Origin of the sequence: Dongia sp., assembly GCF_041905885.1 — a bacterium.
In the GTDB taxonomy this organism is placed as follows: Bacteria; Pseudomonadota; Alphaproteobacteria; order Dongiales; family Dongiaceae; genus Dongia.
Window position 1 is genome coordinate 20,423 of sequence record NZ_JAYRKD010000032.1, and the last position, 14,254, is coordinate 34,676.

Annotated in this window: 13 protein-coding genes; 7 read left to right on the top strand and 6 right to left on the bottom strand. The window is 66.6% G+C overall.

The features are described from left to right. The first annotated feature begins 10 nt into the window (after positions 1 to 10). Together ACH2CY_RS23925 and ACH2CY_RS23930 are read left to right on the top strand one after the other, a co-directional pair. Positions 11 to 3,445 (top strand): error-prone DNA polymerase, encoded by a 3,435-nt coding sequence (locus ACH2CY_RS23925; protein WP_395022269.1) that lies wholly within the window; start codon positions 11 to 13, stop codon positions 3,443 to 3,445. A 69-nt stretch (positions 3,446 to 3,514) separates the two neighbouring features. Beyond that, positions 3,515 to 3,967 (top strand): PAS domain-containing protein, encoded by a 453-nt coding sequence (locus ACH2CY_RS23930; protein ID WP_395022320.1) that lies wholly within the window; start codon positions 3,515 to 3,517, stop codon positions 3,965 to 3,967. On the opposite strand, the gene ACH2CY_RS23935 is transcribed toward ACH2CY_RS23930, so the two are convergent. The 3 genes from ACH2CY_RS23935 to ACH2CY_RS23945 form a co-directional block, all read right to left on the bottom strand. Then, a complete protein-coding gene (locus ACH2CY_RS23935; RefSeq protein ID WP_395022270.1) occupies positions 3,952 to 4,143 on the bottom strand; it encodes a DUF2061 domain-containing protein in 192 nt (63 codons plus the stop codon). The two genes, ACH2CY_RS23930 and ACH2CY_RS23935, sit on opposite strands and share 16 nt — an antisense overlap. Before the next feature lie 468 nt (positions 4,144 to 4,611). Then, positions 4,612 to 5,196 (bottom strand): TMEM165/GDT1 family protein, encoded by a 585-nt coding sequence (locus ACH2CY_RS23940; RefSeq protein ID WP_395022271.1) that lies wholly within the window; start codon positions 5,194 to 5,196, stop codon positions 4,612 to 4,614. Positions 5,197 to 5,455: 259 nt separating this feature from the next. Further along, positions 5,456 to 5,866 (bottom strand): DUF2000 family protein, encoded by a 411-nt coding sequence (locus ACH2CY_RS23945; RefSeq protein WP_395022272.1) that lies wholly within the window; start codon positions 5,864 to 5,866, stop codon positions 5,456 to 5,458. Between the two features lie 48 nt (positions 5,867 to 5,914). Here ACH2CY_RS23945 and ACH2CY_RS23950 point away from each other — a divergent pair, with 48 nt between their 5' ends. Further along, positions 5,915 to 6,718, top strand: coding sequence for an AraC family ligand binding domain-containing protein (locus tag ACH2CY_RS23950; RefSeq protein ID WP_395022273.1), 804 nt, complete (start codon positions 5,915 to 5,917; stop codon positions 6,716 to 6,718). Between the two features lies 1 nt (position 6,719). Here the strand turns inward: ACH2CY_RS23950 and ACH2CY_RS23955 are convergent, their stop codons facing one another. Next, positions 6,720 to 8,360: an alkaline phosphatase D family protein gene (locus tag ACH2CY_RS23955; protein WP_395022274.1), complete on the bottom strand. Its 1,641-nt coding sequence runs from the start codon at positions 8,358 to 8,360 to the stop codon at positions 6,720 to 6,722. 283 nt (positions 8,361 to 8,643) lie between these two features. On the opposite strand from ACH2CY_RS23955, the gene arsN2 reads away from it, so the two are divergent. Further along, entirely contained in the window at positions 8,644 to 9,627 is a 984-nt protein-coding gene (arsN2, locus tag ACH2CY_RS23960) for an arsenic resistance N-acetyltransferase ArsN2 (RefSeq protein ID WP_395022276.1), read from the top strand. Here the strand turns inward: arsN2 and hutH are convergent. Continuing rightward, on the bottom strand, positions 9,624 to 11,156 hold the full coding sequence (gene hutH / locus ACH2CY_RS23965) for a histidine ammonia-lyase (protein ID WP_395022322.1): 1,533 nt from the start codon (positions 11,154 to 11,156) through the stop codon (positions 9,624 to 9,626). The genes arsN2 and hutH overlap by 4 nt on opposite strands. A 333-nt stretch (positions 11,157 to 11,489) precedes the next feature. Between hutH and ACH2CY_RS23970 the strand changes: the two genes are divergently transcribed. From ACH2CY_RS23970 to ACH2CY_RS23980, 3 genes are all read left to right on the top strand, one after another. Beyond that, the gene (locus ACH2CY_RS23970; RefSeq protein WP_395022277.1) at positions 11,490 to 12,197 is read left to right on the top strand and encodes a corrinoid protein; all 708 of its coding nucleotides are present in this window, start codon (positions 11,490 to 11,492) and stop codon (positions 12,195 to 12,197) included. Positions 12,198 to 12,295: 98 nt separating this feature from the next. Further along, a complete protein-coding gene (locus tag ACH2CY_RS23975; RefSeq protein WP_395022279.1) occupies positions 12,296 to 12,787 on the top strand; it encodes a DUF2380 domain-containing protein in 492 nt (163 codons plus the stop codon). Between the two features lie 102 nt (positions 12,788 to 12,889). Then, entirely contained in the window at positions 12,890 to 13,387 is a 498-nt protein-coding gene (locus ACH2CY_RS23980; RefSeq protein WP_395022280.1) for a DUF2380 domain-containing protein, read from the top strand. On the opposite strand, the gene ACH2CY_RS23985 is transcribed toward ACH2CY_RS23980, so the two are convergent. Next, entirely contained in the window at positions 13,388 to 14,236 is an 849-nt protein-coding gene (locus tag ACH2CY_RS23985; protein WP_395022282.1) for a CmcJ/NvfI family oxidoreductase, read from the bottom strand. Between the last annotated feature and the right edge of the window lie 18 nt (positions 14,237 to 14,254).

The window sequence follows — 14,254 nt, forward strand, 5'->3', positions numbered from 1 at the left end:
CGGTCACCTGATGGCTTATGTCGAGCTCTCCGCCTTCACCAACTTCACCTTCCTCGAAGGCGCGTCGCATGCCGAGGAACTGGTGGCGGCGGCGGAGCGGCTCGGCCATCGCGCCATCGCCATCGCCGACCGCAACACCTTGGCCGGCATCGCCCGCGCCCATGAAGCCTGCGCCGCGCTCAATTTCCATCTGGTGGTCGGTTGCCGGCTGATGTTTCAAGACAGCCGCGAGGTTCTGGTCTTCCCGACCGACCGCGACGCCTATGGCCGGCTCTGCGAGCTGCTGACCCTGGGCCGAAGGCGTGCGCCCAAGGGCGAATGCCATCTCGACTACGCCGATCTCGCACAGCACGGCGAGGGCCTGATCGCCGTGGCGATCACACCGGAGGAGAGCGACGCGGCTTTCCCGGCCTTCCTCGCCCGCCTCCGCCGCGATTTCCCGAAGCGCGCCTATCTGGCGCTCTGCCATCGCTATCACGGCGGCGACCGGCGGCGGCTGGAGCAGGACCAGGCCCTGGCCGATCGCAGCGGCCTGCCGACGGTGGCGATCAACGACGTGCGCTATCACGAGCCCGAGCGGCGGCCGTTGGCCGACATCCTCACCTGCATCCGGCATGGCTGCACGATCGATGCGGCCGGCTATCGCCTGCGCAAGAATGCCGAGCGGCATCTGAAGCCCGAGGTGGAGATGCGCCGCCTGTTCCGCGGCTTCGAGGCCGCGGTTGACCGCAGCGGCGAGATCGCAGAGCGCTGCCGCTTCTCGATGGCCGAGCTCCGCTACGAATACCCGACCGAGGTCGTCGGCCCGGACGAGACCGCGCAGCAGACCCTGATCCGGCTCGCCTGGGAAGGGGCCGCCTGGCGCTACCCGCAAGGCACGCCGCCGGAGGTCGCCAAACAGATCGGCGAGGAACTGGCGCTGATCGAGCAGCTCGACTTCGCGGCCTACTTCCTCACCGTCCACGACATCGTGCGTTTCGCCAAATCGCAGAATATCCTCTGCCAGGGCCGCGGCTCGGCGGCGAACTCGGCGGTCTGCTATTGCCTCGGCGTCACCTCGATCGATCCCGCCGAGGGCAATTCCCTCTTCGCCCGCTTCATCAGCGCCGAGCGCGGCGAGAAACCCGACATCGACGTCGACTTCGAGCATGAACGGCGTGAGGAGGTGATCCAATACATCTACAAGAAATACGGCCGCGACCGGGCCGGCCTGGCGGCGACGGTGATCCGCTATCGCTCGCGCTCGGCGATCCGCGACGTCGGCAAGGCGCTCGGCCTCTCGACCGATGTCACGGACACGCTGGCGAAGACCATCTGGGGCTGGTCGCAGGAGATCGTGCCGGAGGAGCGGGTGCGCCAGCTCGGCCTCGATCCCGCCGACCAGCGGCTCGGCATGGCCTTGAAATATGCGCGCGAGCTGATCGGCTTCCCACGCCATCTGTCGCAGCATGTCGGCGGCATGGTGATCTCGCGCGGACCGCTGTCTTCGCTGGTGCCGATCGAGAATGCGGCGATGGATCAGCGCACGGTCATCCAATGGGACAAGGACGACCTCGAATCCCTGGGCCTGATGAAGGTCGATATCCTGGCGCTCGGCATGCTGACCTGCATCCACAAGGCCTTCGACCTCACCGTAAGCCAAGGTGGGCCGCAATACACGCTGGCCACCATTCCCCAGGACGACAAGGCGACCTACGACATGCTCTGCCGCGCCGACACGATCGGCGTGTTCCAGGTCGAAAGCCGGGCGCAGATGAGCATGCTCCCACGCCTCAAACCCCGGAAGCTCTACGACCTCACCATCGAGGTCGCGATCGTGCGGCCCGGCCCGATCCAGGGCGACATGGTGCATCCCTATTTGCGCCGCCGCGATGGGCGCGAGCCGATTGACTATCAGGGCCATGCGGCGCTGGAGCGGATCCTCGGCAAGACCCTGGGCGTGCCGCTGTTCCAGGAACAGGCGATGCGGATCGCGATCGAATGCGCCGACTTCACGCCGGACCAGGCCGATGGGTTGCGCCGCTCGATGGCGACCTTCCGGCACAACGGCGATGTCGACAAGTATCGGGTGCCCTTCATGGCGGGGATGAAGCGCAACGGCTACAACCTGGATTTCGCCGAGCGCTGCTTCAAGCAGATCGAGGGCTTCGGCAGCTACGGCTTTCCGGAATCGCATGCCGCGAGCTTCGCGCTGCTCGCCTATATCTCCGCCTGGATCAAATGCCACCACCCGGCGGTTTTCGCGACGGCCCTGCTCAACAGCCAGCCGATGGGCTTCTACCAGCCGGCGCAGATCGTGCGCGACGCCGTCGTGCATGGCGTCGAGGTGCGGCCGGTCGATGTGAATTTAAGTCAGTGGGACAGCACGCTGGAGAACACGGCGGATAGACCCGTCGACCCCTCACCCTGTCCCTCTCCCGCAAGGGGAGAGGGGACGCTGTTGCGTCAGCCTTTACAAAACTCTCTCGCTCTACAGCGAAACCAATCCCCCTCTCCCCTTGCGGGAGAGGGCTGGGGTGAGGGGTCGAAGATTCCATCCGTTGCTAAGAAGAAGCACCCCGCCATCCGCCTCGGCTTCCGCCAAGCGAAAGGCATCAGCGGAAAGGAAATCCAGCGCCTGCTCGCCGCCCGCGGCGCGGGCTATCGCAGCGCCGAGCAGCTCTGGCTGCGTGCCGAATTGGAATCCCGCACCCTGGGTCAGCTCGCCCATGCCGATGCCTTCCGCTCGATGGGGCTGGATCGGCGCCAGGCGCTCTGGTCGGTGAAGGGCCTGGGCGAAAAGCCGCTGCCGCTCTTCGCCGCTCGGGAAGCGGTGCAGGAACAGCATGCGGAGGAGGGCGCCGGTTTGCCGCAGATGCCGCTCTCCCAGCACGTGATCGAGGATTACCGCTCGCTGCAACTGACCCTGAAGCAGCACCCCATGGCCTTCTTGCGCGATCGTCTCTCGGGGCGCGGCGTCGTCGCCAACGACCGGCTGGCATCCTGCCGGAACGGCCAGAAGATCAGGGTCGCCGGCCTGGTCCTGGTGCGTCAGCGGCCGGGCACGGCCAGCGGCGTCATCTTCATGACCTTGGAAGACGAGACCGGCATCGCCAACGTCGTGGTCTGGAATCATCTGTTCGAGCAGCTCCGCGGCGTGGTGATGACCGCCAAGCTGATCGGCTGCGAGGGCAAGCTGCAGATCGAAGGCCAGCCGCCGCACCAGGTGATCCACGTGGTGGCGGAGCGGCTCACCGATCTCACCGGCATGCTGCAGACCCTGCGCGAGGATTCGGAAACGCCGGTCGAAAATCCGCAAGCACCGGACCAACCGTTCCGGGTGCCGGTTGCCCGGGCCGATGAGGTGGCGCATCACAACACCCGGCCCGACCCGCGCGATCCCGAGCCGCCCAAAGGTTGGAATCCGCCGCCCGTGTTGGATGTCCGCAGCCGGGATTTTCACTAAGGCCGCTTCGCGCTATGCTCTCTGTGCGACTTTCGCTCGGGGAGACTTCCAACGGCCGGGCCGCACGACCTGCAGGACCAACCGCATCCCGGCGATCATCATCCCGATGTTCTTGCCGTGCACCGCTATTGGGACGGGAAACGCCGCGGCCGGGAGATGCCGTCCCGCGCCGACATCGACCCGCTCGAGCTGAAGCGGTTCCTGCCCGGCCTCATCCTGATCGACGTGGTCGATGACGAACGCCGCTATGTCTATCGCCTGGTCGGCACCCGGGAGGTCGCGATGCGCGGCAAGGATCCGACCGGCCAGTCGATCCTGCAGGGCTTCTTCGCCCCGAGCCTCGCAAACGCCCTCGCCATCCTGGACCAGGTCGTCGCGACCCGGGCACCGCTCTTCATGCACCGCGACTTCACCGCGCCGGACGGCCGGATGGGCGATGAGGACATCCTGATGATGCCGCTTTCCGACGACGGCGCGCGGGTCACCATGCTGTTCGGCTACACCCATCACCACTTGGCGTAGGTCTTCCACAGCCTTTGGTGCAGCCAGTAGGCGAAGCTGCCGATCGAGCCGGCGCTGATCGCGATCAGGACCGCGAACCCGGCCGAGCCGGTCACGCCCAGGCCGATAGCGAAGCCGATCGCCATCTGCACCAAAGCCCAGGTCCCGGATTTCACCAGATCGCTCAGCATCGCCATCTTGTAACCCAATTGCGAATCATTCTCAATTGGAGATGGCGTGCCGGAATCGGTTTTCAAAGCGGCAAAATACCGATCGCCGCCATCGAGGGAAACGATCGGTCCGAATTCCACTGCATACTCCCGAATTCAGGCGGGCCGAACAGATGGGCGATCAACGGTGATCTTCGCCGTCCATCGTGATACAATCAGACCTGCTGTTTGACATCGTGAACGCGGTAACGCGACCGACCCGATGACGGCGTGGCGCCGATCGCTTCAGCGAATGCGCGATGGCCCCTGCAACGCAGACTGGACACAGACAGGACTGCATTTGCGCCCCGGAACCTTTACAGGGCCTTTACAGGGGCAAGGATGGATTTTGCCGCCGGCTTGGGACAAAGCCATTCCTTATCAACGTCTTGGTGGGCCTTTACACGCCCGGCAAAGGGCCGGCCGCGAAAGGTATCATCGGCACCCTCCTGAAGCTCAGATCAGCACCGCGCCGACCGCGAGCGCCGCGAAGCAGGCGGCCGCCGACCAGCGCACGTATTTCAGCGGAATCTTCGCGGCGAGCTTGTTGCCGAAGAAGATCACCGGGGCATTGGCCAGCACCATGCCGAAAGTGGTGCCGAGCACCACCGAGACGAGCTCGGGAAAGCGCGCGGCCAGCGCCACGGTCGCGACCTGGGTCTTGTCGCCCATCTCGACCAGGAAGAAGCAGACGAGGGTGGTGAAAAAGGCGCCGCCCCGGCGCCAGCGCGCGACCTCGCCTTCCTCCCCCTCGATCTTGTCGGGGATCAGCGCCCAGACCGCCATCGCCGCGAAACCGATCGCTAGGCCCCAGCGCAGCATTTCCGGCCCGGCGATGTCCTGGAGCACAGTCTCGAGGTAATGCCCGACCGCGCCGGCGCCGGCGTGGTTGGCCAGGGTCGCGGCCAGCATGCCCCAGAGGATCGGCCAGGGCCTGCGGAACTTCAGCGTCAGCAGCAGCGCCAGAAGCTGGGTCTTGTCGCCGATCTCGGCGACGGCGACCAGGCCGGTGGAAATGGCGAAGGCGTTCAGGGAAAACATCGGGGCAGGCAAACCATGATCGGCGGGTCGGACGCGGGCGGAACTTCGGCGAGGCAACCGCCGTCCAACCCGGACCCGGCTGCCGCGCCAAAGGTCTCGCCAGGTCTCTCGACCGTTCCGGCCATGGCTGCGTTGCGACACGCTGCCAAGTCTGTTGACCGGACCCCTGCTGAAGACGCAGGCGGCTACTCCCCAATGGGCGGGGAGGCAAATAGCCGGTTTCCTTTGGAATGGCAAGGCGCGGGTCGTCGCACCCCGCTCAGGCCAGGAACTTCAAGCCGTTGATCAGCTTGTCGATGATCTTGCGCTCGGCATGGAAGCCGAGGCCCACCAGATCGAGAGCATCCCGCGGCGTGGCCGCGACCGAGGCGCGGTTGTCGTTGTCGTTGGTGGTCTTGAACAAGGGCTCGGTGTAGATCGCGAAGGTGAGGTTGCGGTTGCGTGCCCGCTCATAGGTCCGGCGCATCGCTTCGGCATCGGCGCCGTAGACGAAGACCGGCTCGCGAATGAGCGGCGTGTAGAGCGTCGCATCGGCGTCGCGATAGGGCTCGCCGGCCATCTCCGGGAAATGATGCGTGAGCCCGCCGGAGAGGAAGGCGGCGACGTTGGCCTTCTGCCAGGCGGCGAGATCGTTGCGGATGACGAGAGCGGTCTTGGTCGGGTACAGCATGTCTGGCATCATCGGCGCGACACCGCCGCCCGTCTTGGACGTTTGTGCATGGCCGACTTCCTGACCACCGACAGCCCGATGCCGGGCCTCGAAAGGCTCGAGGCGCGCTTCCACGGCCATGCCTACGATCCCCACCGGCATGAGACCTACGCGATCGGCCTGACCTTGGACGGGGCGCAGGGCTTCCGCTATCGCGGCGCGGCGCAGGTCAGTCGGGCGGGGCAGATCATGGTGCTGCATCCCGACGAGCAGCATGACGGCCATGCCGCGGTGCCGGACGGTTTCAGCTACCGCATGATCTATGTCGACCCGGCGCTGATCCTCAGCGCGCTGGAACATGACGGCGTCAACGCCCTGCCCTTCGTGGCCGATGCGGTGACCCGCGACCGTGCCCTGGCGGCGTTGATCAAGGAGGCCTTCGCGGATTTTCCCGGCCGGCTGGACCCGCTCGCCGGCGACGCCCTGCTGGCGGGCCTTGCCGATGCCCTGGCGCGGCGCGCGCGACAGGATGCGCGCCGCCCGGCCGCCACGCCGCATCGCGCCTTGCTGCGGGTCCGCGACTTCCTCGACGCCGAGTTCGCGCGGCCGATCGACTCCGCCGATCTCGAGCGCGTCGCCGATCTCGACCGCTTCAGCCTGGCGCGTGCCTTCCGCCGCAGCTTCGGCACGGCGCCGCATCGCTATCTGGTGGCACGCCGTGTCACCGCCGCGCGCAGCCTGATCGCCGAAGGCACGCCCCTGGCCGAGATCGCCGGCGCCTGCGGCTTCGCCGACCAGAGTCATTTGAACCGCCACTTCAAGGCCCATTTCGGCATGACCCCCGGCCGCTATGCCCGGCTGGTGGCGCAGTGAGCTAGGCGGTCATCAATTCCTTCCGCCCCGCTTCCAGCACGAAGCTGGCCAAGGTCTCGACCTTGGCCTCCGGATCGGCGGCGTCGGAGATCGCCTGGAAGCGCGTCACCATCCGGTGGGCATTCACGTCCACGACCGAATAGCCGCGCTTGCGGCTCTCGAAGAATCTGACCTGCGGATTCGACGGCAGCCACTTCGCCACCATCTCGTAAGGCGGGCCGTAGGAGGTGATCGAGGTGCCGACGAACTCGGTTGCGATCGTCGTGCCGTCGCTCTCCCGTTTCAGTTCGTTGGCCCAGAAGGCATGGTTGTCGCCGGAAAGGACCACGGGATTGGCGACGCCGCTGGACTCGATGTGATCGAGCAGGCGCGTGCGGGCCGCGGGATAGCCGTCCCAGGCCTCGGTCCATTCATGGGCCTCGGTGCCGGGATGGTTGTCGTGCAGCGGCGCCATCAGCACGGTCTGGCCGATCACGTTCCAGCGCGCCTTCGAGGCCGCCAGCCCGTCATAGAGCCAGGCTTCTTGCTCTTCGCCCAGCAATGAGCGCGACGGATCTGTGAGCTCCGGGCATTGCCGCGCCGTCACCACATGGCCGCCGCCATAAGGCGGGGCATAGCAGGCCTCGCGCGAGCGATACTGCCGCCCGTCCAGCATCGAGAAGCTGACCAGGTCGCCGAAGTTGGTGCGGTCGTAGATCCGCATCGCCGCCCCGGGTGCCGTCCCCGGCTGCAGGCAGCGGCTGGGGCGGAGCGGCATATGCTCGTAGAAGGCCTGATAGGCGGCGGCGCGTTGCAGCAGGAATCGCGCCGGCGGTTCGAAATTCGAGGCCCATTCGCCGGCATAGTCGTTCTGCACTTCGTGGTCGTCCCAGATCGTCAGGGCCGGCGCCGCGGCGTGCAAGGCCTGGAGATCGGGATCGAGCCGATACTGCGCATAGCGGTTGCGATAGCCGGCCAGCGTGGTCGGGATCTCGGGATCGCCGTGACGCCGCACCGTGGCCTTATCCAGCGGCGCCGAGGTCTCGTAGATGTAGTCGCCGAGGAAGAGCACCAGATCCGGCGCCTCCGCCGCGAGATGCCGATAGGCGGAGAAATAGCCCTGCTCGTAGTTGGCGCAGGAGACGAAGCCGAAACGGAAATTGTCGAGTGGTTGGCCCTCGCCCGGCGCGGTGCGGGCACAGCCGATCGGGCTCGCCGCCTCGCTTGTTACGAAGCGATACCAATAAGGCCGGCCGGGCTTGAGGCCTGAGACCTCGAGATGGACCGAATGCGCGAACACCGCCTCGGCCCGCGCCAGGCCGCTGCGCACGATCCGCTGCATCAGCGGATCCACGGCGATCTCGTATTTGAGCAGCACGTCGCCGCCGCTCAACCCGCCGGGGGACAGCGGATCTTGCGACAGCGGCTCGGCTGCCAGCCGGGTCCAGAGCACGAAGCCGTCGGGCAGCGGATCGCCCGAGGCGACGCCGAGCGGAAAGGGATTGCTCTGCGGCGCCGAAGTCTGCGGCGGCATGAGGCGTCCGCCGGCGAGGCTCGGCGTCGCCAGCAGCGGCTGCGTCAAAGCGGCCAGGCCGAGGCCGAGCGCATGGCGGCGGCTGATGCCGATCCGCGTCGCTTGGGACCGGCCGCCTATCGATCGCATCGATTGACCCGGAGCGGCATGCAGCGGGAATCCCTGATCGTCCATGGCGCCAGCGCTCTCGTCCCGAGTCGACGTCGCTGCCGCCCACGCTGCATCCCGCTACCGGCACAGTGTGACGATTGTCCGTGTGAATGAAAGAAGCTTTGGGTTTCACTCTGTAACGCTGCGTGATTTGGGTGTCGTCCGAGCGGTTCACCCCGCGCAATCATCTATGCAGCAAGCACCGTCAGGATGTCGTAACATTCGGGTGGGCCGCTTGCGGCCAGCTGGATCGGAGCCTGCCTTGCGTCGCGTCGCCTCTGCCTTGGATTTGAGCTCGTCGAAGATCGCGGGCCTCACGCGCTACTGGGAGGCCAAGCGCGGGCGGCGGCCGATGCCGCTCTGGTCCGACATCGATCCCGCCGAGATAAAGCCGCTGCTGCCGCATCTGCTGGTGACGCGCTACGAGCGCAATCCGTTCCGCGCCCGCTTCGTGCTGGTCGGCACCTGGCTGGCGCAATATGCCGGCGGCGATTTCACCGGCCGCTATCTCGACGAACTCGATTTCTCCAGCGAGCTCGATACCGACTGGCCTTCGTTTCATCTGCAATTCATCAAGGACGCGCGGCCAACCTTCGGCGTGTGCCGCTTCCTCACCGAATCCGGGCTCGAGCGTGAATATGAATCGGCGATGTTCCCGATCGCCGGCGAAGACGGCATCACCGTCGAACGCGCGCTCGGCATCGAGGATTTCCCGGTCGGCGCCGACACCGTGCCGGACGAACGCATCATCGCGCCGGCGCCGCGGGTGCTGGCGCCGGGCACTGCGCCGGCCGAGCGTCAGCCGTCGGCCGGCCCCAGCCTCGCGCCGATCGCCGCCACCGACGCGGAGTTCCGCCGCTGCCTCGCCGAGGCGAAGCTGCCGACCTCGGATCTCCTGGGTGCCGGCAAGCGCTATTTCGTGTTGATGGAAGCGGGCCAGTGCCGCGGCTATGGCGGCTTCGAGCTTCGGGGATCGCATGCGCTGCTGCGCTCGATTGTGATCGAAGGCCGCGAGCGCGGCCATGGCTATGGCCGCACTTTGGTGCACGGGCTGCTGGCCGAAGCCGCGAAGCTCGGGTTGAAGGATGCCTGGCTGCTGACCGAGACCGCGGTGCCGTTCTTTGCCGCCCTCGGCTTTGCGCCTTGCGCCCGCGACGTCGCACCGCCGGAGATCGCCTCGACCCAGCAGTTCACCGAGCTCTGCCCGGCCAGCGCCAAGCTGATGCGGCGCGAGATCGCCGGTTAGTCCGTCACCCGCAGCGGCACCAGGTCGCGGAACAGCGGCGTCGCGATCAGCGCCTTGGCGGCCTCGATGTCCGGCGCCATCTCGCGGTCCTGATCCCAGAACGCGACCTTGGCCCGCAGCGCCGCCAGCGCCGTCGCGAGTTTCGGACTCGTGGTGACGGGCTTCCTGAGATCGATGCCCTGCGCCGCCGCCAGCAGCTCGACCGCGATGATGCCCGCGGTGTTCTCCGCCATGTCGCCGACCCGGCGCGCGGCATAGGTCGCCATGCTGACATGGTCTTCCTGGTTGGCGGAGGTCGGGAGCGAGTCCACGCTGCCGGGGAACGCCATGGCCTTGTTCTCGCTGGCGAGCGCGGCGGCGGTCACCTGCGCGATCATGAAGCCGGAATTGAGGCCCGGCTCCGGCACCAGGAAGGCGGGCAGGCTGCTCATCTTGGCATCGACCAGCAGCGCGATGCGCCGTTCGGCGAGCGCACCGATCTCCGCGACTGCGATCGCCATGGTGTCGGCGGCGATCGCGACCGGCTCGGCATGGAAGTTGCCGCCGGAGATCACCTCGCCGGTATCGGCGAAGACCAGCGGGTTGTCGGAGACGGCGTTGCATTCGCGGCCGATCACCGCGGCGGCGTGGCGCAGCGTATCGAGGCAGGCGCCCATCACCTGCGGCTGACACCTGAGGCTGTACGGATCCTGCACCCGGCCGCAATCGATATGGCTGGCGCGCAGCGGGCTGTCGGCCATCAGCGCTTTCAGCGCCTTCGCGGCGTCGATCTGCCCCGGCTGGCCGCGGACCGCGTGGATCCTGGGATCGAACGGCGCGTCGCTGCCGAGGCAGGCGTCGGTGGTCATCGCCCCGGCGACCAGGGCGGCGAGATAGGCGTCCTCCGCCGCGAACAGGCCGGCGGCGGCAAGCGCGGTCGAGACCTGGGTGCCGTTGAGCAGCGCCAGGCCTTCCTTGGCGACCAGGGTGATCGGCTGCAGGCCGGCAATGTTGAGGCCTTCGACGGCGGAGTGCGTACGGCCCTCATGGCGCACCACGCCGATGCCGAGCAGCACCGCGGAAAGATGCGCGAGCGGGGCGAGATCGCCGGAAGCGCCGACCGAGCCTTTGGACGGAATGACCGGATAGACCTCGGCGTTCAGCAGCTTCACCAGCGCCTCGATCACGACCCGACGAATGCCGGAGAACCCCCTGGCCAGCGCGTTGATCTTCAGGATCAGGATGATGCGCACGATCTCGTCGGCCAGCGCCGGGCCGATGCCGGCGGCATGCGACAGCACCAGGCGGCGCTGCAGCTCGGCCACCTGGTCGTCGGGGATGCGGGTATGGGCGAGGCTGCCGAAGCCGGTGTTGATGCCATAGGCGACCTCGTGCCGGTCGAGAATCGACTGCACGACCTGCGCGGAGCGGTCGATCTCGGCATGCGCCCTGGGATCGAGGCTGATCTTGCGGCGGCTCTTTGCGAACTCGCGCAAGTCCGCGAGGCCGAGCCGGCCGGGTTCCAGAACGAAGGGCGCGTCATTCATGATAAATTCTCCCACGGCCGCCGCCGGCGAAGTCGGAAAAGGAATAGCCGGTGGTCAACCCTGCTGTACCTGTCTATACAAGCTCCCCGAACCTTGCGCAACGGATCCCTATGCTTTCCGCAGCTTAGACCGGTTTTGTCCCCGGTCCAGCACGCCGGCGAAGGCTGTCGCGCGCGCTTCAGAACATGTCGCGATGGCGCGGCTGCGACAGTCGGAAACCCGGTACTTGTCTTGCCAATTCTGGCCTCTCCCGGCACTCTGCGCCCCGCTCCGGACCAGGGTGAAACGCCCAATCGTGGGCCACGGGGCGGCAGGCTTGCGCAACACAGGTGACTCATGGCGAACGACGCCGGCGAACTCGATCTCAACAGCCTGAACGACGACGATCTCGTTCAGCAGATGCACGATGACCTCTACGACGGCCTCAAGGAAGAGATCGAGGCGGGCGTCCATATCCTGCTGGGGCGCAAGTGGACCCCCTACGACGTGCTGACCAAGGCGCTGGTCGAGGGCATGCGGATCGTCGGCATCGACTTCCGCGACGGCATCCTGTTCGTCCCCGAGGTGTTGCTGGCCGCCAACGCGATGAAGGCCGGCATGTTCATCCTGCGCCCGCTGCTCGCCGAGACCGGCGCGCCGAAGGTGGGCAAGATGGTGATCGGCACCGTGAAGGGCGACATCCACGACATCGGCAAGAACCTGGTCGGCATGATGATGGAAGGCGCCGGTTTCGACGTCGTCGATCTCGGCATCAACAATCCGGTCGAGAAGTACCTGGCCGCGATCGAGGAACATCAGCCGGACATCCTCGGCATGTCGGCGCTGCTCACCACCACGATGCCCTATATGAAGGTCGTGATCGACGCGCTGATCGAGAAGGGCATCCGAGCCGACCACGTCGTGCTGGTCGGTGGCGCGCCGCTCAACGAAGCCTTCTCCAACTCGATCGGCGCCGACGCCTATTGCCGCGACGCGGCCGTGGCGGTCGAAACCGCGAAGAGCTTCATGGCCAAGCGCCAGGGCTCGGCGCTGGCCAAGGCCTGATTTCCGGCCCCACAGCGAAGCGGACAAGACCCCGCCCGGGAAACCGCGGCGGGGTTTCTTCGTTCTATAGACCGGCGACCCGATCCGGAGAGGCCCGCATGTATCGCTGCGCTCTGTTGCTCATCCCGCTGCTGCTGGTCGCGACGGTCGGGCAAGCCGCCGAGCCGGTCACGATCGGCGTTGCTGAACTCGGCTTCCTGGACGGCACCGGCGCGCCGGTGAAGCACCAGAAGGAGACCGAAGCCGCGCGGGCCAAGAAGTTCACTGCGGCACTCCGCAAGGATCTTGGCGCCGACGGCAAGTTCAAGATCGTCGAACTCGATTGCGGCAAGGATCCCTGCTCGATCGCCAACCAGGCGCCGGAAGAACTGATCGCGGCGGCCAAGAAGGCCGGCGCGCAGGTGCTGATCTATGGCGGCGTGCACGAGATGACGCCGGCGCAGAACCTGCAGGCGCAGGCGCTGGACATCGAAGCGGCCAAGCTGGTCTTCGATCAGTCGATCACGATCACCGGCGACGCCAAGTCCTGGCAACGTGCCGAGCGCGACCTCGCGGAAGCCCTGCTGAAAGCTTCGCTGGAGCCGAAGTAACGCACCGGGAAATTCTCACGCCGTGGCGGCAAGGCCGGGATTTCTCTTGCCTGCCTGCAGGTCGCCGCAGAGCATCGCCAGGGCAAACAGGCGAGGCTCGACATGCGGCACATCTTGGTTCTGATGGCGCTCGGCTTGGTCCTGGCTGGCGGGCTGCGCAGCCAGGCAAGCGGGCCGATCACCATCGGCGTCGCCGAAGTCGACTATCACGACAGTTCCGGCGAGATCAGGGATCAACAGGCCAACCACGCGGAACGAGCAACCCGCTTCGCCGAGGCGCTGCGCAAGGATCTCGAGGCCAGCGGCCGATACAGGGTCGTCACGCTCGATTGCGGCAAGGATCCCTGCTCGGTCGGCTCGCAGATTCCCGAGGACCTGATCGCCGCCGCCAAGCAGGCCGGGGCGCGGGTGCTGATCTATGGCGGGGTCCATAAGATGAGCACGCTGGTGCAGAACATGAAAGCCCAGGCGGTCGACGTAGAGGCCGACCGCCTGGTTTTCGAGCGCCTGATCACCTTCCGTGGCGATGACGACGAGTCCTGGGTGCGCGCCGAACGCTTCCTCGCCAAGGAGTTGCTGGAAGAGCCGCTGGCGAAGTAGCTAGTCGAAGAAGACGAGCGCGCGGATCTCAATGCTCTCACGGAGCACCTTGGGATCCGGGAAGTTGGGGTCGGCGAAGGCGCCGTGGGCGCTGAACCGCGCCCGCGCCGGATCGGAATCATAGGTCTTGATCAGCACCGCCTCGTCGCGACTCATCTCCGGGAAGTAGAACCAGCGCTGCGACGGGTTGTAGGCGATCGAGTAGATCTCGCCGACCCGGTCCGGATAGATGAGGTCGGTGGCGAGGACGTCCTTGGCCGCGAGGCTCTCGGCGTCACCCAAGGCCAGCGGGAATTGCTGCAAGGGACCGACGATCGGGCGCCAGACATTCACGATGGCGAAGCGTTTGCGGAGCCGCGCTTCGGCTTCCTCCGGCACCAGGTCGCGCACGCGCTGCGGCCCTGACTTCAAGGTGTAGTCGTTGTGGACGCGCAGGACCGCTTCGCGCGGCAGGCCGACGCCGCGCGGCCGGTTGTGCGAGGTGCGGATCGTGTGGTCGAAGATCACGAGCTTCGAGGCGCCGGTCTCGGCTTTGAGCAAAGCCTCGGTTTCCGGATAGTAGGCCTGCTTCAGCGCGACTTCGTCATAGAGGTCGGCGACCTCGGTCGTATGCCGCACCAGCGCGAAGCCTTCGCGGTCGATCGAGAAGGCATCGGCTTGCGGGCGGCCGTCCTGGATGAAGACCTTGCGGTTCTCGTATTGATGCGAGCGCACCGGCTGGCCCGGCGGCGGGTCGTATTGATGGGAGAAGGGCTTCTTTCCGTCGGGGATGATGAAGCTCAGCTCGCCTTCGACGCCGCCAAGCGGCGCATTTTGGACCGCGGGCGCCTTCGCTTTTTGCTGCAACATGCTGCTCTCCCGGAAAAC